General features: G+C 25.3%; 18 protein-coding genes. 12 read left to right on the top strand and 6 right to left on the bottom strand.

From position 1 onward, the window contains the following. Positions 1-5: 5 nt before the first annotated feature. Entirely contained in the window at positions 6-170 is a 165-nt protein-coding gene (locus MarbSA_RS04005) for a hypothetical protein (protein WP_156314766.1), read from the bottom strand. A gap of 607 nt (positions 171-777) precedes the next feature. Here MarbSA_RS04005 and MarbSA_RS04010 point away from each other — a divergent pair. Then, positions 778-3420: an ATP-dependent helicase gene (locus MarbSA_RS04010; RefSeq protein ID WP_221061906.1), complete on the top strand. Its 2643-nt coding sequence runs from the start codon at positions 778-780 to the stop codon at positions 3418-3420. Positions 3421-3571: 151 nt separating this feature from the next. On the opposite strand, the gene MarbSA_RS04015 is transcribed toward MarbSA_RS04010, so the two are convergent. Further along, positions 3572-5362, bottom strand: coding sequence for a hypothetical protein (locus tag MarbSA_RS04015; RefSeq protein WP_221061907.1), 1791 nt, complete (start codon positions 5360-5362; stop codon positions 3572-3574). A gap of 1105 nt (positions 5363-6467) precedes the next feature. Between MarbSA_RS04015 and MarbSA_RS04020 the strand changes: the two genes are divergently transcribed. From MarbSA_RS04020 to MarbSA_RS04045, 6 genes are all read left to right on the top strand, one after another. Then, positions 6468-6938 (top strand): flavodoxin family protein, encoded by a 471-nt coding sequence (locus tag MarbSA_RS04020; protein ID WP_221061908.1) that lies wholly within the window; start codon positions 6468-6470, stop codon positions 6936-6938. 209 nt (positions 6939-7147) lie between these two features. Then, positions 7148-7579, top strand: a complete 432-nt coding sequence (locus MarbSA_RS04025; RefSeq protein ID WP_054835794.1) for an NfeD family protein — start codon at positions 7148-7150, stop codon at positions 7577-7579. Between the two features lie 156 nt (positions 7580-7735). After that, positions 7736-8740, top strand: a complete 1005-nt coding sequence (locus MarbSA_RS04030) for an SPFH domain-containing protein (RefSeq protein ID WP_054835795.1) — start codon at positions 7736-7738, stop codon at positions 8738-8740. A 33-nt stretch (positions 8741-8773) separates the two neighbouring features. After that, positions 8774-9031 (top strand): TfoX/Sxy family protein, encoded by a 258-nt coding sequence (locus tag MarbSA_RS04035; protein WP_042701909.1) that lies wholly within the window; start codon positions 8774-8776, stop codon positions 9029-9031. Between the two features lie 373 nt (positions 9032-9404). Further along, positions 9405-10379, top strand: a complete 975-nt coding sequence (locus MarbSA_RS04040; protein ID WP_221061909.1) for a diaminopimelate dehydrogenase — start codon at positions 9405-9407, stop codon at positions 10377-10379. A gap of 391 nt (positions 10380-10770) precedes the next feature. Next, positions 10771-11121, top strand: coding sequence for a DUF5518 domain-containing protein (locus MarbSA_RS04045; protein ID WP_042701913.1), 351 nt, complete (start codon positions 10771-10773; stop codon positions 11119-11121). A 233-nt stretch (positions 11122-11354) separates the two neighbouring features. Here MarbSA_RS04045 and MarbSA_RS04050 read toward each other — a convergent pair whose 3' ends face one another. The 3 genes from MarbSA_RS04050 to MarbSA_RS04060 all read right to left on the bottom strand — a co-directional run bounded on the left by MarbSA_RS04050 (position 11355) and on the right by MarbSA_RS04060 (position 14770). Then, positions 11355-11765 carry a hypothetical protein gene (locus MarbSA_RS04050; protein ID WP_221061910.1) on the bottom strand — a complete coding sequence of 137 codons (411 nt, stop codon included), beginning with the start codon at positions 11763-11765 and terminating at the stop codon, positions 11355-11357. Positions 11766-12331: 566 nt separating this feature from the next. Beyond that, positions 12332-13423: a formate--phosphoribosylaminoimidazolecarboxamide ligase gene (locus MarbSA_RS04055; protein WP_221061911.1), complete on the bottom strand. Its 1092-nt coding sequence runs from the start codon at positions 13421-13423 to the stop codon at positions 12332-12334. Between the two features lie 519 nt (positions 13424-13942). Then, complete coding sequence (locus MarbSA_RS04060; protein ID WP_221061912.1) at positions 13943-14770, bottom strand: formate/nitrite transporter family protein; 828 nt, start codon at positions 14768-14770, stop codon at positions 13943-13945. 648 nt (positions 14771-15418) lie between these two features. Here MarbSA_RS04060 and MarbSA_RS04065 point away from each other — a divergent pair. Next, entirely contained in the window at positions 15419-15940 is a 522-nt protein-coding gene (locus tag MarbSA_RS04065) for a metallophosphoesterase (RefSeq protein WP_394325780.1), read from the top strand. Between the two features lie 13 nt (positions 15941-15953). After that, positions 15954-16562, top strand: a complete 609-nt coding sequence (locus tag MarbSA_RS04070) for an RlmE family RNA methyltransferase (protein WP_054835444.1) — start codon at positions 15954-15956, stop codon at positions 16560-16562. A gap of 148 nt (positions 16563-16710) precedes the next feature. Here the strand turns inward: MarbSA_RS04070 and mcm are convergent, their stop codons facing one another. Next, a complete protein-coding gene (gene mcm, locus MarbSA_RS04075; RefSeq protein WP_042701920.1) occupies positions 16711-18711 on the bottom strand; it encodes a minichromosome maintenance protein MCM in 2001 nt (666 codons plus the stop codon). A gap of 303 nt (positions 18712-19014) precedes the next feature. Between mcm and MarbSA_RS04080 the strand changes: the two genes are divergently transcribed. The 3 genes from MarbSA_RS04080 to MarbSA_RS04090 all read left to right on the top strand — a co-directional run bounded on the left by MarbSA_RS04080 (position 19015) and on the right by MarbSA_RS04090 (position 21864). Continuing rightward, complete coding sequence (locus MarbSA_RS04080; protein WP_054835443.1) at positions 19015-19437, top strand: hypothetical protein; 423 nt, start codon at positions 19015-19017, stop codon at positions 19435-19437. A 431-nt stretch (positions 19438-19868) separates the two neighbouring features. Further along, positions 19869-20276: a translation initiation factor IF-2 subunit beta gene (locus tag MarbSA_RS04085; RefSeq protein ID WP_042701925.1), complete on the top strand. Its 408-nt coding sequence runs from the start codon at positions 19869-19871 to the stop codon at positions 20274-20276. Between the two features lie 526 nt (positions 20277-20802). Then, entirely contained in the window at positions 20803-21864 is a 1062-nt protein-coding gene (locus MarbSA_RS04090) for a 60S ribosomal export protein NMD3 (RefSeq protein ID WP_221061913.1), read from the top strand. The last annotated feature ends 258 nt before the right edge of the window (positions 21865-22122 follow it).

Raw genomic sequence — 22122 nt, forward strand, 5'->3', positions numbered from 1 at the left:
ACTCCTTAGCTAGGAACTTTTAGTTTATCTAAAATGTTATTAAACCATGTTTCAGCCATATAATTAATGGCATAGTCGTTAGCTGCATTTTTAGATCCGGAACCATTTAATTCATCCATTAAAACATACGCACTAGAATCACTTAACCATATAGTGTTTAATGCAGTCATGAATGTTCCATAAGCTGATTTTTCATAAACTATTGGATAATTATTTTTTTATTTAACCAATAATTCAAATCCAGGACTAATTTCTGGTGGATAGTAACTCATTATATTTATTTTTTCATCCCTTATAATTGTTTCATTTGCATGATGAAAATAGTTTTTATTGGCTCTGAAAGAGGCAAATTAATAATATTTGTGAAATTTTCATTGAATTCTATTTTTTCTCCAGTATAAGTGTATTTTAAAAGCTCAGTGAAGTTTTTGTTGAAATCTTTATAAGTATATTCAAAAAGATTATAATTTCGATGATAAATACTAAAAAATAGTAATATTATAACAATTAAGTTAATGAAAATATAACTTGAAAATATAACTAAAAAAGTAAAAATGCACAAGAAAGTTAAAAAACAGTTATAATCTAAGAAACATTTAAAAATAATATTAAATAATTAAAAACAAAAGAAAAAACAAAACAATAGATTATTAATTTTAATTAAACTAATAAAAAATTTACTAAATTATAAAAAATTATAATAGAAAAATTCTAATTATAATAAAAACAAAATAAGTATTGAAAATTTATATTTAAAATAAAATAATCTAGGATAAAATGATAAAAAAACAGACTGAAAATTATTCTAAAAAGGAAATATATAAAATTCTTCATCCATGGGTAAAAGAATGGTTTGATAATGAATTCGAGGATTTTACACCATCACAAAAACAAGCTATTGTAGATATTCATAAAAGAAATAATGTACTTGTTTCATCACCAACAGGATCTGGAAAAACATTAACCGCGTTTTTATCAGTTATCAGCGAACTAACAAGCCTTGCAGAAAAAAAAGAACTGGAAGATAAAGTTTACTGCATATATATATCCCCTCTTAAAGCATTAGATAATGATATTGAGAAAAACTTAGAAGAACCTCTAAAAAAAATAGAAGAAATAGCTATAAAAAATGGAGCAACCTACAAAAAAACTCCTAAAAAAACTGAAAAAGGTCTTGGAATAAGAAAAGCTGTTAGAACTGGAGATACAAGTCAATATGAAAGATCAAAGATGTTAAAAAAACCTCCACACATCTTGATTACAACACCTGAAACATTAGCTATTCTGCTTGTAGCACCAAAGTTTAGAGAAAAGCTGAGTAATGTTAAATATGTTATTATCGATGAAATTCACTCATTAGCTGAAAACAAAAGAGGAGTTCATCTTAGTTTATCACTTGAGAGATTACAGCATTTAATAGGAGGTTATACAAGAATTGGACTTTCTGCTACAGTTTCACCACTTGAAAAGATAGCTAACTTCTTAGTTGGATATGAATATGGAATAGAAAGAGATTGTCTTATTGTTGATGTTAATTATTTAAAAGAATTGGATATGGAAGTGTTGAGTCCAGTAGATGATATTGTAGTTGCAGATGCAGAAGAAACAAGACTTGCAATGTATAATCTTGTTGATGATTTAATAATGGAACATAAAACAACTCTTATTTTTACAAACACTCGGCGAGGAACAGAAAGTCTTGTTTATAATCTTAAAAAGATGTTTTCTGAAAATTATAACTCCAATAATATAATGGCACATCATTCTTCTCTTTCGAAAGAAATTCGTCTACAGGCAGAGGATAAACTAAAAGAAGGTAAGCTTAAAGCTGTTGTCTCATCAACATCCCTTGAACTTGGAATTGATATTGGTTATATAGACTTAGTTATACTTATAAACTCTCCAAAATCTGTATCCCGAGCACTTCAAAGAATTGGAAGGAGTGGGCATAGATTACATGAAAAGTCTAAAGGTAGAATCATTGTTACTGATAGAGATGATCTTGTTGAATGCTCTGTTCTTCTTAAAAATGCTAAAGAAGGAAGAATTGATAAAATTAAAATCCCTCATAATGCTCTTGATGTATTAGCTCAACATATTTATGGTATGAGTATTGAAAATCCGTGGGATATTGATTATGCATATGATGTAATTAAAAAAAGCTATTGTTATAAGGATTTAAGTCGTGATGATTATGAAGATGTTTTAAGCTATCTTGCAGGTGAATATGGGGAGTTGGAAGAGAGATATGTTTATGCTAAAATCTGGATTGACTATAAAAAAAATCAATTTGGTAAAAGAGGAAGATTAGCTAGAATGTTATACTCTACCAATGTTGGAACAATACCTGATAGTAGTGGTGTTGCTGTAAAGTGTGATGGTGAAGTTATAGGGAGAATTGAACAAGATTTTATGGAAAAACTTAAAAAAGGAGATACATTTGTTCTTGGAGGTGGAATATATAGATTTAATTATGGTAGAGGAATGACCATCAATGTTTCACCAGCTAGTGGACCTCCAACAATACCTTCTTGGTTTTCAGAGCAACTTCCATTAGCATTTGACCTTGCCCTTGATATTCAAAGATTTAGAGCTATAATGGATGGAAAATTTGAATACAAAAGATCTAAAGATGAAATTTTATCTTTTTTAGATGAATATCTTTATGTTGATGATTTTGCAGCTAATTCTATATATGAATATTTTAAAGAACAGTATCTTTATGCTCAAATTCCAAGTAACAAAAAATTATTGATTGAATATTATAGTGGTTTTGGTGGAAGAAAGTTCCTTATATTCCATTCACTTTTTGGTAGACAAGTGAATGATGCACTCTCTCGTGCAATAGCATACATCATAGCTAAAAAAAGTAATATTGATATTACAATATCCATATCAGACAATGGATTTTATCTAAGTTCAGATAAAAAAATGGGAGGATTTGAAGCATTTAAAAAACTAAGCTCAGAAAACCTAAGAAATATTCTTATACAAGCTATTAGTAAAACTGAAACTTTAGCTAGTCGTTTTAGACACTGTGCAGGAAGGTCTTTAATGACTCTTAGAAGATATAAAGGACATGATAAATCTGTTGGAAGACAGCAAGTAAGAGGTAAGATTCTTCTTAAATTCGTAGAAGATATGGATGATAACTTTTCAATTCTTAAAGAAGCTAGAAGAGAAGTTATTGAAGATTTTATGGATGTTAAAAATGCAACAAGAGTCCTTCAATGGATAGAAAGTGGGCAATTAGAAATAAAAACGATTAACACAATAATTCCATCACCATTTGCATTTAATCTTGTTTCACAAGGATATTTGGATGTTTTAACACAGACAGACAAGGCAGAATTTTCAAAAAGAATGCACAAAGCTATTTTAGAAAAGATCAAAGACAAATTAAAAGAAGAATATTACTAATGAAAAAAAAAGATTTACAAAAGAATAAAAAATTGGGAGAAAAATGGAAAAGAAAAATAACCACTCAAATAATATAATTATCTAAGCTCAAAAAATATTAATCACCTTTACATACCCATATAATTCTCCCTATTGACCTAATAATTATACTTCATAAAATAGGTAACAACATAGCTAATTCATCATCATACTGTTTAACATAATATATTATATCTGATAATTCCCCTTTAGAAGTATCGACAGATGTTAAATTTCCTTTTAAATTAGCTAAATCAGATGATTCATTGAGAGTTTCATTGCCTATTGCTTCTAATACAGTTACATTGTTAGTTATATTTGTTAATGTTTCATTTGCAAGTACAAGTGCAAGGTTTATATTTTTTATTGCACTAGTTGTATTTACGTCTATTTCTGTTGCATTGCCTATTGTTTGATTATAAGCAGATATTATATCATCTAAAGTTGTTGCAGAACCTGCACTATTATTTAGACCATTTATATAACCTTGAATCACTATTAATTTACTTATTTCAGCATCAGATTCAGGAATATAAGCATTTACAGTAGAATATAATCCATCTGCAAGGAAAGCTATAATATTTGCAATGGTTGAACCATTACCATCTGCTGCTGTTTGATTAAGATTATATGCACTTGTATTTAGATCTCCTAATGTATTGTTTATTTCAGCTAATTTTTCTTGACCCTCTAATACAATTTCGACTAAATTGTTTACAACATCAGTTATATTATTTATTAATTCTTGTCCTCCAAGTATTGTTGCAATTACTCCAGATTCATTAGCTCTAAAACTAGCATTACCTATAAAATCATTATAAACATTATTATACTCACCAGGCAATGTCACATTAATAACATCAACTATATAATCCTCAATAATATTATCATTAACAAAACCATTAGTGAAATAATCATTCATAACAACATTTGTATAATTATTTAAGAATGAATCTTTAGCTAGATTAATAAAAGTTTCATTACCTACATTAGTAGCATTCTCTTCTTCAAAAATCTTAGTTAAATTACCATAAAATGAACCAAAGAAAACAGTAGATAAATAACCAACGCCTAAACAATTCAAATCTATATAATGATCAGACCAGTTAAATGAATTAAAGGCACTTAAATTACCTATATATTCATCAGCTAATAATTGATTATATAAATCATTCATATTTTTAATGAATGTATCATTAATACTATTAAGAACTTGCTCTGCATTACTAAAAATAATATCAGCAGACTCTTGCTCATATTCAGCTATCTCTAAAATATCTTTTGCATCATTAAATTTTCTTACATTTTGATTTACAATATCATATTTTGCACTTATTTCGGATCCTGCTTGTGTTGTAAGGAATACACTAATGTAATAATCGTTAGTTGCTTCAATATATGCATTTTTAGCAGAAGTTACCTTATTTCTATTACTTAAAGCAGTTTTTTTAAGTTTAAGTGCAGTTTCTTTGCTTTTCAATACTTTAGTTTTCAAATCTTTAGTTTTCTTTTTCTTATACTCTTTTAAAAGTTCAAGATAAGTATTTTTCACTTTAAGATAGTTATTTTTAGCAGTGTTGTAATTTTTTACACTATTTTTATAAGCAGAATATTTAGATACCTTAATCTGAAGAGATTTTTCCTGATTAGATAACGTAGTATTAAGCTTTTTCACTGCATTTTCAAAAGCAACTTCACTATCATTTAAACTCTTGTTAGCTGAGTTAAATGAATCATTAGCATTTTTCAAATCTTCATCTGCTTTAGTCAAATTATCTTCTAAACCATTATATTCATTCACCCAATCACCAGATGTATTATAACCCGGTTCTACTGCATGTACATCTCCAGATACAGCTACAGCACATATCATTGTAAATAACACAACAAGGATCAATGAATAATTCTTATTTAATGTTAACATAAACTATTCACCTCTTTAATTATATACTTTATATAATTTTATCTTATCTTCTAATATAAAATTAGGATATTAATTGTTATTTAAAAGTTTATTCTTTTATACAACATTATTAGATATTATTAAATAATATTAGATATTTTTATAATAAATAAACATCATATACACCATATCTAATTCAATAACCTATTTTTATACTCTACAAAAAAATACCTAACAAAAAATTCATATGATAAAAATGAACATTCGCTATGTTCATATAATATACTATGAAATAAACTAATATATAAAACTAACCCCCAAAAAAGCCATAAAAAAGAAAAAAAGAAAAAAAATCAGCTACCCCCGACTATAATTAAAAAGTTTTAAACATAAAAACTCTATTAAAACTATTTAAAATAAAAAATAAAGAAAAATAAAAGCTAAAAAGAGGAAAAAGAAAAAAACTAAAAAATAAAATAATGAAGATGGCTCATAATTACAAGTTCAATGGACAAAAGTTAGAATTTAGAAATATATTTATAAAAAATATTATATATCAAAATTTTTTAGAAATTGTTCATTTTAATTTATATCTCTACTGAATAAAAATAATTATGAGCCAACCTCAAATACTAATAAAAAATTATTGAACAATATTAATAATAATACTATACCCATATAATAACGGAAAGTTTAAATAATAAAAAAGTCTTAAAAAATATGTGTAGGAGAAGTATTTCCTAGTTATATGATTATTATTAAAAATTACTAAAAAAATTGATCACTTCTCAATTAGTAAATATTAATAGTTATTATAATAATTCGGGGAGAAGCTAGGAATCAAAACTTCTCTTACAAATAATTATCTAAAAAATAATTTTATAGCTATTTTTAATATAATTTTTCAATATAATGCTAATTATGCTTATATTACATTCTAAAACTTAAATTTATTTTTACACAAATAAACAAAATGTAATAAACTAAAATAATTAACAATAAATCTGAAAACTCGATTAATATGAAAATTTGATTTATATAAGAGATTATGAAAAGTGTGATATATATAATATAAAAATATAATTTATAAGAAAAAATAAATATTTTAAGAATAATATAATATATCATGAATATTTTAATAACATACTACTCAAGAACCAATATAACAGAAAAAGTTGCTATCAAATTAAAAGAAGAGTTAGACTGTGATTTAGAAGAAATTATTGATAAAAAAAATCGTTCAGGCCCTATTTCTTATTTAATATCTGGTTTTCAGGCTGTAAGGAGTGTTCCAGCAGATATAAAAGAAATAGAAAAAAGCCCTGAAAACTATGATTTAGTAATAATTGGAACTCCTGTTTGGGCAGGTACAATGTCAACACCTATTTTAGCTTATTTAGAAGAAAATAAAGAAAAATTTAATGATATTGCCTTTTTCTGTACATGCGGTGGAAACGAAGGAAGCACTTTTGAGAATATGGAAAAACTAATATCCAAAAAACCTTTAAAAACACTTTCTCTAAATAAAAAGGATTTAGAAGCTTCATACGAAACAAAAATACATGAGTTTGCTGAAAATATTAAAAATAATATTTAAATAAAGATAATATTTAAAAAAAATAATATCTAAAAATATTTAATAAAGGTAATATCTAAATTTAATAAATTTAATATCTAAATATTTAAAAATATCTAAATAAATAGAATATCTAAAAAGATAATATCTAAATAAATAATAATTTAAATATTAATCTAAATATTAATCAATCCAAAAAAAATAATACTTAGTTTAAGTAAGGAGAAAAAATGATAACATTTTCATTAGAATTTTGGATAGTATTAGCAGCTATATGTTTATTATTAGAGCTAATTACTACTGGATTTTACTTACTGTCAGTAGGAGTTGGAGGAATCGCAGCAGTTATTGCCAATTATCTTGGATTTGATCCAATTGCACAGTTAATCTTCTTTGCAATATTTACAGTTATATTTTTAATCATATCACGACCTATTGCTAGAAAATTAACAAAAGGATCACCATCTAAAAAGGCCACTACAGACCGTTTTATTGGACAACAAGGAGTAGTAACTGAAGTTATTGATCCTGAAAATACAGGAATGATAAAAATTTCTGGAGAACTTTGGAGAGCTATATCTGACGAGAGTATTGATGTTGGAGAAGAAGTAGTTGTTGAAAAAATTAAAGGAGTTCGACTAATAGTGCGAAAAAAAGAATAAAATATTGTTGTTAATATCTTAATATATTTACACAAGAAATATTTACATAACTTACATATTTATATAAGTTATTTATATGTAATCTATTTATATATAATCTATTTATATGTAATTTATTTATAGTCGGATTATCAAATTAAGTTAAAGGTGAATAAAATGGATTATCTAATAATAGTTATTATATTAATACTCATAGTATTTGTTCTAGCATTTAAATCTGTTAAAATCTTAAGACCATATGAAAAAGCTGTAGTTGAACGATTTGGTAAATACCAAAGAACTGTGGAAAGTGGACTAGTATTTTTAATACCATTTATTGAATCTATAAGAAAAGTAGATCTTCGTGAACAAGTAGTAGATGTACCTCCACAAGAAGTTATTACAAAAGATAACACAGTAGTTATAGTAGATTGTGTTATATTTTACGAAGTAACCGATCCTTTTAATGCGGTTTACAATGTTGTAAACTTCTATCAAGCTATAACAAAATTAGCTCAAACAAACCTTAGGAATATTATAGGAGACCTTGAACTTGATCAAACACTTACTTCAAGAGAAATGATAAACACACACCTCCGTGAAGTTCTTGATGAAGCAACAGATAAATGGGGAACAAGAGTTGTTAGAGTAGAAATCCAAAGAATTGAACCTCCAAAAGACATTGTAGATGCAATGAGTAAACAAATGAAAGCTGAAAGGATGAAACGTGCTGCAATTCTTGAAGCAGAAGGTTACAAACAATCTGAAATTAAAAAAGCTGAAGGAGACAAACAAGCAGCTATTCTTGAAGCAGAAGGACAAGCAGAAGCTATTAAAAAAGTAGCTGATGCACAAAAATATGAAGAAATAGCTATTGCAGAAGGACAAGCAGAAGCTACAGTAGATGTTTATGATGCAATCCACAAAGGAAATCCTACAAATGATTTAATAGCAATTAAATATTTAGAAGCTCTTGAAAAAGTAGCTGATGGAAATTCTACAAAAATATTCCTCCCTGCAGAAATGTCTGGAATACTTGGTTCTATTGGTGGAATTGCAGAATTATTTAATGATGAAGATATTAATAAAAAAGAAAAAATTTCTAAAAAAGATAAAGATTCTAAGGTTGATAAAATTATGAAAAAAATTGAAGAACAATCTAAAGAGGCTAAAAAATCATAGATTAGGAATTAATTAAAGCACTGGTGAATTAAAATGGGAGAACTATCAAAGTTGCCAAATATTGGAAAAGTTTTAGAAAGCCAATTAAATGAAATAGGCATAGAAACAATTGAAGAATTGGAAAATATAGGTTCTAAAGAAGCGTGGTTATTAATAAGAAAAATTGATAGTTCTGCATGTTATAATAGGCTTTGTGGTTTAGAAGGAGCCTTACAAAGGATTAGATGGCATGAACTTTCAAAAAAAGACAAAAAGGACCTAAAAAATTTTTATTCATCAATGAAAAAATAATAATAATAATAATAATAATAAATTATAGCCTATTATTTCTTTCATTTTTAATTATTTTTTAATTATTTTTAAAATAATTTCTAGTAATTTTTATAATTTTGGAATATTATAAATTCACATTTCTATAATTAATATTTATAATATATTTATAATTAATAATAATAATACTAAAACTAATATTAATTTTATATTATAAAAGCTATATATATTCACTTTTTTATTTAAATATTATTATTTTTATATTGAAAATCAATAAATCTATAAAAAAATGTAAATTTATATTTTATATAAAGATTAATTGAAAAAAGTATAAATATGCTAAAGTATAAAAATCAAATTTTAGATTATGATCATTGAAAAAAGGAGAAAAAAAATGAGCCAGAAGATTAAAATTGGAATTGTTGGTTATGGTAATTTAGGAAAAGGTGTTGAACTATCAATTAATCAAAATGAAGATATGGAACTTATAGCTATATTTACAAGAAGAGATCCAGATAGCTTAAACAATCCATTAATGAGAAATATTAAAGATATTGCAGATTATAAAGACAAGATTGATGTAATGATCTTGTGTGGAGGTTCAGCTACAGATTTACCTGAGCAAACTCCTGAGATAGCTAAAATGTTCAATACTGTAGATAGCTTTGATACTCATGCAAATATCCCTATACACTACGATAATGTTGATAAAGTAGGAAAAGAAAAAGGAACATTAAATTTAATATCTAGTGGTTGGGATCCAGGTTTATTCTCAATGCAAAGAATAATAGGAGAATCCATACTTCCAGTGGGAAATACATACACTTTTTGGGGAGAAGGAGTAAGTCAAGGTCATTCTGATGCAATAAGAAGAATTGATGGTGTTTTAGATGGAAAACAATACACAGTTCCAATAGAAAAAGCTTTGGAGAAAGTTAGATCAGGGGAAAATCCAGAATTTACTACAAGAGAAAAACATCTTAGAGTATGTTATGTAGTTGCTAAAGAAGGAGAAGATTTAGAAAGAATTGAAAATGAAATAAAAACAATGCCTAATTACTTTGATGAATATGATACAGAAGTAAATTTCATAACTAAAGAAGAACTAGAAAAAAATCATAGTGGTATGCCTCATGGAGGATATGTTCTAAGAACTGGGCAGTCTGAAACAGGATCTAAACAAAGAATAGAATTTGTTTTAGAACTTGAAAGTAATCCTGAATTTACAGCTAGTGTTCTTGTAGCTTATGCAAGAGCTGTGAAAAAAATGCACAATAATGGTGAAAATGGGTGTATAACTGTTTTTGATGTTCCATTAGGAATGCTTTCACCGAAATCCCCTAGTGAATTAAGAAAAGAAATATTATAAATTTTTATTAAGTATGTGTAAATAGAAAACTTATAAATTATTGTTTAAATAACAACATACATAGTAATAACCTATCACATACTTATTATAATATAAGCTATTTTACTATATACTAATTTTAATTCTAAATTATTTTATCTAAACTATTTTAATTTTATATGCTATTTTACTTTATACCTATTTTATTATATGCATATTATATTATTATTTTATTATAAGTTTATTTTATCATAAGCTTACTTTACTATTTTTTATAAATTATTATACAAATCAAAAATTATATTTAATATTATTAACATATATTAAAACAAGTAATAATGTTATAAATAAAGAATAATGATTTTATTTAAAAACATTATGAAAAAACAATTAACAAAAAATAGGTGATTACATGGTAAAATGGGGCGCTGTAATAATAGGGTTTATATTAGCAGTCATAGTAAAATCTTTAGCTTTAGGTTGGGGATTAGAAACAATTGGACTTTTAATTATTGGTTTTATTGTAGGATACATTGCTAAAGAAGGGGCTTTCGGAGGAATGGTTAATGCTGCAGTAGCAGGATCATTAGGAACTATTATTGCTGCAATATTATTTACAATAATAGGTTTATTTGGAGGATTAGCTGGTTTTGTAGTTTTTGGATTTGCAGGATTAATAGCTGTTATAGTAAATTTAATCTACTATGCAATAATAATGGGAATAACTGGAGCTATCGGTGGATCAGTTGCAGGAGATGGATAGAGATAACAAAAAATAGCTAAAAAATATGAAATATAATATCTAAAAAATGAGGTCCAAGTATAAATAATAAAAAATTAATATAAGCTAATAAGAGTAATATAAATAATAAAAAATATTACCAATATAAATAATAAAAATAACAAGTTTATTCATTTTCTTTTTTATTTTATTTTCTCTTCTTATTTACTTTTTATTATTTTTTATTTTTTATTTGTTTTTATTTTTTCCTGTTTTTAACTTTTATTTTTCTTTTTTCTGCCTTTTCCAATTGATTCTTTTTTTATTTTTTCTTCAATAGCTTTTTTTCTGCTTTCACTAAAATAAAACCCAGTGAATCCACAGAAAGCACCTATAGCTAAAAAAGAGATTAATATTAAAAAAGTAATATTTTCTCCAGTAATAGGACCAAGACGTTGGAAAAATACTGTTGCTAAGAACAAAGGTAAAGTTCCTAATGCCCCTAAAACTATTGCCTGAATTCTATTTTGAGAACCATAACCAATATACAAAAGTCCTGCTGATGAAAATATTAATAATGGATCTAATCCATATTCGACAGATAAAACAACTATAAAAGCAAACAATGCTGCTCCGATAAGAAAAGATTTAAAATTTATATTCCTATATATATCTTCAAGTTCCATTTGCTCACCCACACATAATTAATATTCAAATTTAATTATAATTTAATTATAATTTAATTAGCTTATTCATATTTTAAATAATGGTTTATTAAATAATGATCTAATAAATAAATGATTTAATAAATACTGATTTAATAAATATTAATTTAATATTTATTTATTATAATAATTTCTATTTAATTTTAAGTATTTAAAATAGAAATAATAATCTAAAATAATAATATAAACCTTAAAAAATTAATAATACAAAATAAAAATCTATATTAAAATTTAAAAAAGTCAAATATATGCAAATAGCAAATGGATTTTAAAAATAATATAGAAATAGAAAAAATATAGAAATAGAAAATAATTAAACCATATTAAAATAAAAAAAAGTAATGTAAAATATCTAAAGAAAAAAAGATAAGTAAAATAAAAATAAAGAAAGAAAAAAATAAATGAATTAAAAATACTAAATATTTTAAAGATATTAGTATTAAAAAATTGATTTAGAATAATAAAATATTTAACAAGTATCTCTAATTGTTTATTTTTAACTATGTTTATTTTTATGTAATATTAGTTTAAGTAATTATTTTTTCAATTCCGCCTTCTTTAATAGCAGTTTTAATTTCCCGAGCTACTCTTCTACCCATACTCATTGGTTCACCATAAGTAAGATAACTATAAGAAGACCCATTCATAAATGTGTTAGTTCCCCCATCAGTTCTCGCACTAATTTCAAATACAATTACTTCTAAATCATCATTAACAAGAGTTTGCATACAAAACGGACCATTCATTCCAGGAGATACTAATTTTGAAGCAGATTTCACTAATTTATCCCCAATTTCAAATACTTGTGGAAGAAGGGACTCTCTCATAACTACTGGATGATTACCAGTTATAACATAAGAAGGATCAAGATTAACATCAAGCTGATCTTTAGCTGGCATCCTAACTAAACCATCAATACTTGACTCATAACGACTATCAATACCCATAAGTTCAACTTCATCTTTAAGAGCTGAATAGAAGTAGTGAATACAATAATTACATCCAGTTACATATTCCTCAATGTGAGCATTTTCCACATCTTCATCATCAAGCCAATTTCTTGATTTCATGTTTTCTATTTTTTTATCGAATTCTTCAGGAGAAGAAGCTACAAAATACCCTCGTCCACCACGTGCTCCAGGGAATTTGACCATAACAGTTCTATCAATATCATCTGGACTATTATATTTATAAGGTATTCTTATATCATTTTCAACTAAAAGCTGTCTTTCTAAATCTCTTTCAGCTTCCCATCTTAAAATATCTCTATTTCCAAACATAGGTACATTAAAATCATCTTCAACCCTATCAAGACCTGCATATGCAACAAAAGATCCATGCGGAACAACAATAGAGTTCATATCTCTCAATTTTTGTTGAACATCTTCATTTACAATATCTTTAAATTTATCAACTATAATATATTCATCAGCTACATCAAATCGTCTGTAAGGTATATCACGCCCTTTTTCACAAACAATCGCAGTTTTAAAACCTTCTTCTTTAGCTCCATTCAAGATATGGAGAGAAGTATGACTTCCTAATGTTGCAATTGTTATGTTTTCTTTATCGTACTTGTCTAAGATATCTAAAATTTTTTGTTTTTCTATTTTTCCCATGATTTTTTCTCCTTATAACCACATGCATATTCAATTCAAAAATGATATCATATACCAACCTATTTATACTATTGATACAATCTCAAATAAATATAACCATAGTAATATTATTTTAGGGAGGTTTAAAACCAACCATATATAATTATTAATAATGATAATTCTAGTATTCTATTAGAATTTTATAGTTTATAAGAGTATCGATAAGAACTTGAGAGTATTACAAATAGAGAGATAGATAGCATCATAGAAGTAAAGTAAAACTAGCGAATATTACTCGAGTAATAAGACATATCTAATGTATTAAATCAATAAAATAACAAAATGAACCATTAAAAAAAAGATTATCGAAAATCAAAAAGATTAGCAAAAAACTAAAAAAATAAGTAAAAAGTAATAAAAAATATTTAATATTTAATGATAAATTAATTAATAATTAAAAAATAGTAATAATAATAAAAAAAAAATGAAATTTAAAAAATGAAATAAAGCATAATAATAAAATTATTTTATGCTTTTAATTTATTTATCTCGAAGATAAACATACCAGTATAAAACACCAACAAAAATAGCCCCACCAATTATATTGCCAATTGTAACTGGAACCAGATTATTAACTATAAATTGATACCAAGTAACTTTATCCAAAATAATACCAATAGGAATGAAAAACATGTTTGCAACACTATGTTCAAATCCAAGTGCTGCAAATGCCATTATAGGAAACCAAATACCAAAGATTTTTCCTATAATATCATCAGAAGCAAGCGCTAAGTAAACAGCTAAACAAACTAGCCAATTACAAGCAATACCTCTTAAAAATGCTTGATCCCATGTTATAGATACTATAGCTTTTCCTGAAGCAATAAATTCTGCTCCTCCTAATGATTTAGTCTGAGCAATTGTTAATGCATTTGTCATATAAGGTTCTGCTGTTAAAATTCCTGTAAGATATCCAAAAACATAAGCTACAAAAATAGCACCTATAAAATTAAAAACCCAACTAATAATCCAATTTTTAGTTAAACCAGAAAAGGTAGACTTTCCGGATAATACTCCAACAGTCATATACATAACATTACCTGTGAAAAGTTCAGAACCTGCTATAATAACAAGCATTAATCCAACTGGAAACACAGCTCCAAAGAATAGTTTTATCAACCCTGGTGGAAATCCTGCTGCTGACATGCCTCCCGTGACAATTTCTGCTAACATACCTCCAAAAGCAACGTAAGCACCAGCAAGAAAACTTAAAATAATAATATTGCCTAATGGAGATTTCTCTTTTAGCTCTGCAATACCTTCAATAACTTTAGCAGTATCAACAGGACTTTTGAAAGATGAACTCATAATATCCTCCTTTAGATGAAATAATGTATAAAGTAATTTAATATAGTATTATTTAATCTACTTTATCTTTAAACATACTATCATAAATAATTATACTAGATTTTACTCATAATGGATTTTATACTAAAAATTTTATACTAAAAATATATTTTATATAGATGTATATATCTAAAAATTTTATCTAATTAAAATTTTTAAGTAAATAAAATGTACTAAATAAAATTATAATACATTAAGCATACAATATTTTTAATATTCAAACTTAAAACATAGAAAATAGAAGAATATAACAATTATTTTATAACAATATTTTTTTATATAAAATATAATTCTATATAATGATTAAATAATCGATTAAACACACTTTAAAATTATAAATAAAGAATATAATAAACTAAATCTTAATAAACCAAATTTATAAATAATATTCAAAATAATATAAATAATAATACTATAAAATAAACTATAAAAAGTTAGGTATAAAGACAACCGTAAAAATTTGTATAAAAATATCTATAAAGAATTAGTACAAAAATATCTATATAAAACTAGTATAAAAATACTTAATAAGTATAATTTATACAACCTAATAAACAACCTATAAAAAAAAAAAATAAATTTAAAAGATAAATGAATTTAAAAGATAATATGATAATTGGATTAATCTCAGATACACATATTCCAGACAGAGCAGATAAAATTCCTATAACTGTATTAGAAGCCTTTAAAAAAGTTGATCTTATAATACATGCAGGAGACTTAACTTCAATTAGAGTGAAAAAAGAATTAGAAAAAGTTGCTCCAGTATTAGCAGTTCAAGGAAATATGGATAGATATAACAACTTAGAACTCCCTAAAAGCATAAAAAAGAACATTGAAGGAATTCAGATTGGAGTTAAACATGGAGAAGTTTATCCAAAAGGAGATACACAGCAATTATATTACATAGCTAAAGAATTAGATGTTGATGTATTAATAAGTGGGCACACACATCAAGCATCTATAGAAAAAATTGATGAGATACTCCTTTTAAATCCAGGAAGCCCAACTGCACCAAGACTAACTGATCCAACAGTAATGATAATGAAAATTGAAAATGGAGAAATTGATGTAGAAATAAAAAAAATTGGAAAGCCAGTTTGCTCTGCACTAAATTTCGAAAAAAAATAAAAGGATCGATAAAATGGGAAGTAAATGGCAAGTAGAAAAAAAGAAGGATCCATACTATAAAAGAGCAAAAGGAGAAGATTATAGATCTCGTGCCTCTTTTAAATTATTACAATTAGATAAAAAATATAAAATAATTAAAAAAGGCAGTGCTGTTTTAGATTTAGGTGCAACACCTGGTGGTTGGTCACAAATAGCTCTTGAAAAGGTGGGTGAAGAGGGTATAGTATTAGGTGTAGATTTACAAAAAATTAAACCATTTCCTGAAAAAAATTTTCATTTTATAAGAGGAGACTTCACTAAAAAAGAAGTTCAAGAAAAAATGATTGATATTATGGATGGAAAAGCAGACGTAATAATTTCAGATGCATCACCATCACTTAGTGGTATAAAAGATGTAGACCACCTTCGTTCGATTGATTTAGCTAATTCAGTTATTAGTATAGCAGATAATATCCTTGAAAATAATGGAAATATACTTATAAAAGTATTCCAAGGTGAAGAATTTAAAAATTTAATTGAAGAACTTCGAAAAAAGTTCAAAGTTCTAAAAACAACCAAACCTTCTTCTTCACGGAAAAAAAGTTCTGAAATGTATGTAATTGGATTAAAATATAAACGGTGATTAAATTAATTAAAATAATTAAATAAATGATCAAAATGAAATCAAACTAAATAAAAATAATTAAAATAAAAGTAATCAAGATATAAAGATAAAAAATAGCATAACAATCTAATTAAACAATGAAAAGATAAAAAAATAAATGCATATTTTAAACTATCTTAAGATATCCATTACTTGGTTCAAAAATTACTCCCTTATGCTTTAGCTGTTTTATAAATTCCTCTACTTTTTCTTCACTTAAACCATACTGATCAACAAGGTTTGATGTTAAAACATTGATTGGAGCCTGATCACCATATTCTTCTTGAAGTTCCTTAATCTCATCAACAACTCTTTGAAGTTTATCTCTTTCTGATTTAGGAGTTCTACCTTCAACCATATCAACATCAATTTTACCAGTTTCAGGATCATAACCCACTTCTTTTAAACAAGCCATCTGCAATGCAATAGCTCTTTTAGCATCTTCTTCTTCAACAAAGTCTTTAAGCTTAATTTTTGCACTTGCTTCTGCTAAACGAATAATAGCCTCTAATTGTCGAGCTGTTATTGGAACTGGAGCATCTTCATCTATAGCACCACTTCTCATATCAACATAAAAGTCTTCAAGAACTTTATTAGATTCATCAGTAAGTTTTGGAACAATATTCTTTCTAGCATAGGCTATATACTTTCTAAGAAGTTCAGGTTCAATTTCATAAGTAACAGAATCTTCTTGATGTATTTTAAGAATGTGTTGAGCTAACTCCCTATCATTTTCAACATTTGGCTTATCTTCAACAACGAATGTTAAATCAAACCTTGAAAGAATAGGAGATGGTAAATCAATTTGTTCAGCAACTGATTTATATCTATCAAACCTTCCAAATTTAGGATTAGCTGCTGCAAGAACAGAACATCGTGAATTTAAGGTTGCCATTATACCTGCCTTAGCTATACTAATAGTTTGCTGTTCAAGAGCTTCATGAAGTGCAGACCTATCTTCTGACCTCATTTTATCAAGTTCATCAACACAAACATTTCCTTTATCTCCTAAAACAAGAGCCCCAGCTTCAAGAGACCATCCACCTAATTCATCTCTTACAGCTGCAGCAGTTAAACCTGCACCTGTTGTACCTTTGCCACTTGTATAAATACTTCTTGGTGCAAGCTTTGAAACATATTTTAGCATTTGAGACTTACCTATACCCGGATCCCCAACAATTAAAATATGAATGTCTCCTCTCAATCGTGTTTTATCTTCAAGCTCTTTAGCTGCACCACCAAATAATTGAAGAGCAATAGCTTCTTTAACTTGTCTATAACCTTTAATAGACGGAGCAGTAGACCGAATTATCTTTTCATGAATATTTGGATCTTTTGAAAGTTCAATAATCTTTTCTTCATCTTCTTCACTAATTTCAAGCTCTTCAAATTCTTCTTCTTGTGGTTTAATAAAATTAGCATAAATATAATTTTTAAATTTACCACTTCTCTCTTCTCTAAATGTTTTAAGAGTTCCAGTAATAATAACTTTATCACCAGGATTTAAAACATCCACCAAATCATCTTCAAGAATAATTAAAATTTGTTTAGGTTCAGTTCCTCCAGAAAGATTCTCTAATGGCTCCTGAACTCTAGCTGTTTGAGTATCTATATACCTTGATTCTTCTTGTAAAAGCCTAAATGATCTTCCTCCACATTCAGTACAAAGTGAAGGCTCAACAATTGTATTAGTATTAGTTTGTTCAACTTCATGAAGTCTCATACATCCCCTACATTCAAAAACACCAGTTTCAATTCTTGGACGGATTTCATCAGTTTTACGAACTATACCTTCAACAGAAACAAATTTACCAATATATTTACTTAACAAATGTTTAAGCTGAATTAAATTAGTGAGATTTTCTAATCTAATGTTTAAATCCGCATCTTTCATCAATGGATCTATATTTTTTACAGCCTTAGCTGAAGCAAGTAGAACATCATCAGGTTTTTCTATTAAAAGATCAGCTAAATCTGGATCAAACATTTCTAAATCTATATAATCGATTATTAAAGACCTATTATCCGGATACTTCTCTAAAACTTTAAAAACATCATCTTTATATTTTGTAGAAAAAAATTCTTCAAATTTAGTAATTGAAGTTTTTGATTTATCAGTTGAACTCATTATAATTAAATTGATTTTTATCTTAAATAAATATTCAGTTTTTTATTATTTTAAATTTTTATTATTAATAGAATATGTAATAATGATAATAATATTTCAAAAACATATAATACCAAAAGTTATTTAATATATGAAGTGAACAAATTATATAATAGTATTATAAATAATACCATAAAAATATAGACATATTTATTCATAATTAAGATGAAAAAATATGTAAACTAGTTTTTAATAAAAATTTAAGCAAAATTATATTTTTAATTTAACAATATTATATTTTACATCAAGTTTGAGGCAATAGCAATGAAAAAATCACGATTAAATTTGTTTAAATCAACTTCAATGTTAATCTCTGTGTTAGGAGTTTTAATGATAGTTTCTACTATTATTATTGCAGCATATATTGGTTTTAGCATAATATCCTCAGAAATTACCTCTGGAGTTTCATCTGGTTCACAATATGAAGAACTAGCTAGTTTAAAAGCAAATTATACCGAATTAGAATCAAAATTCAATTCAACAAAACAAGTGATATTTGCAGGATCTGACAATACAAAAGAACAAGCATATATAGATGCAGAATTAGAGTTAATAAGAGCAAATTCTGCCATTAGTGATGTTGAGAGTGCATTAAAGGCTGGAAAGTCTTCAAGTGATGTAGATGCTAGGATAAAAATAGCTAAAGAAAAAATGACAATAGCTAATCAAGCTTATAATAATCTATAAACTTTCAAAATTAATTTTTTAAATTTAAAATAGGATTAGTAAAAAAATAGATTAGTAAAAAATTAGTTAAATTATTGTTAGTTAAAAAATTAGTTAAATCATTATTATTAGTATTTATAATGGATTATGAAAAATTATATAAAAAATAAAAAATATAATTATAAACAATATTTAAATTGAATAATTATTATTTTTATTTATCAACCAAATAATTAATTTTTATTATAATTTACTAAAATATTTACATTGAATTATATTTAATAAAGTTATACTATTTAATAGGATTATTAATACAATTATATTTATAATTATATAAATTATTATAAAATAATTATATAAATTCAATGAAATTTTATAGATTTAATACAATAATATATTTTAATACAATTCTAAATAATTTATAATTACTAAATATAAAGAGAGAAGGTATCATGGAAAAATATGAAGATTTATTAAATAGAGCTATAGATCAGCTCCCACCAGAAGTTTTTGAAACAAAAAGATTTAGTGTTCCAAAAGCATATTCTGTTATACAAGGAAATAGGACTTTCATTCAAAATTTTAAAGATATTGCTGAAGCTTTAAATAGAGACCCACAACATTTGTTAAAGTTTTTACTTAGAGAATTAGGTACAGCTGGAAACTTAGAAGGTGGAAGAGCTATATTACAAGGTAAATTCACACATTTCTTAATAAATGAAAGAATAGACGAATATATTGAAAGATTTGTAATGTGCCATGAGTGTAATAGGCCAGATACAAAAATCATAAGAGAAGATAGAATATTTATTCTTAAATGTGCAGCTTGCGGTGCTAAAGCTCCATTGAAAACATTATAAGAATAAAAATAATAATATAGCTGAAGAATAACAAGATAAATAAAAAAATAATAATAATATAGCTAAAATTAACTATATTTTATTATTTATTAATTTTATATTATAATATTTATATTTTGCATAATTTAAATAATTATACTTTATATTTAATTCTAATTTTTCGTTAATTTAAATTTATTATTCAGATTATAGGTTAATTTGATTAATATGGCTAATTTATAATCATAATTAAAAATATTATAATATAAAATAATTATAAAAGAAAATAATTATAATAATTATAATATTATAACTATATGATAATATTATAATATGATAATTTATATAAAATAATTCTAATAAAATAATTATAATACAATATTATAGTAATTATATGCAAAATAATATGTGTAAACTAATTAAATGTAGCTAATTATATTTAAACTAATTATTTTGAAGTTCATAATGAATATTTATTAATAAATATGTACTAATATAGATAATATATATTAATAAATATTTATACTATTTATTAAAAGGTTTTAGTATGTTTTGTCCTGAATGTGGTAATACAGAAAGTCCAATAATCGAAGGAATATGTCAAAACTGTTTTTTAAAAAAAATTTCAATATTAAAAATTCCTGAAAATATTGAAGTTGTTGTTTGTGCTCATTGTAATGCGAAATTTGAAGAAGGAAAATGGAAAGAATCAGAAATTCCAGAAGAAGAGATAATTTACAGGGCTTTAGAAAGATCAGTCAATGTGGATTCTCATATAAGTCATGAAAAATTAGCAATTGAACTTGAAATTATACAAATGAGAGGAACAATAGCTGAATGTTACATTGAAGCTGAAGCTGAAATATTTGGAGAAATTATAAAACAATCCTTTGAAAGTGAAGTTAGATTATTAAGAAATGTTTGTCCCAATTGTAGTAAACAACAATCAGGATATTATGAATCAGTTGTTCAATTTAGAGCTGATGATCGTGAATTAACACAAGATGAAATGGATAAAACTGACAAAATTGTTGATAAAACTTTAAATAATAGATTTTATAAAGATAAATTAGCATATTTAGTTCAAAAAACAAAATTAAAGGAAGGATATGATTATTACATTGGTTCCTATAAATCTGGAAAGAAAATAGCTGATGCCATAAAAGAAGAGTTTGGAGGGATAATAAACGAGTCTCCAAGACTTATTAGTCAAGATAAATCAACAGGAAAAGGTTTATATAGAATATGGATTTTAATTCGTCTTCCTAAATTTAAAAAAGGAGATTTTGTAAAATATAATGATAAATATTGGGAAATTATGAATATTGATGGTAAAAGAATTCTTATTCAAGATTTAGATACGTTTGAGAGAATACCTTTACAATGGAAAGAGTATGAAAATATTGAATATATTAAAGAAGAGAAAAATATTCAGACAACTACATTAATATCAAAATCCCCTTTAAACATGCAAATTTTAGATCCAGATGATTATACTGTGGTTGATATCCCTATAATCAATGGATATTTTAATGAATTTAATATTGGAGATGAAATAAATGTTATAAAAATTGAAAATCAGTTATATATTCTCCAAACTGAAAAATAATATTAATTATACAATAAATACAAATATTCATATATATAATATACTAATATTCATATATCTTATTTTTATATAATATTTATATAATTAATTATTATGATTTTATAAACTTATAATAATAATTTATACAATTATAATTATAGATTAAAAATAGCATATATAAAAATAGTATAGATAAAAAATTTAGTTATAAAAATAAATGATTATAACCAACAGTCTGAAAATAATTTAACTTTAAATTTAACTTTATACAAAATTAAA

It is taken from the genome of Methanobrevibacter arboriphilus (assembly GCF_019669925.1).
Classification (GTDB): domain Archaea; phylum Methanobacteriota; class Methanobacteria; order Methanobacteriales; family Methanobacteriaceae; genus Methanobinarius; species Methanobinarius arboriphilus_A.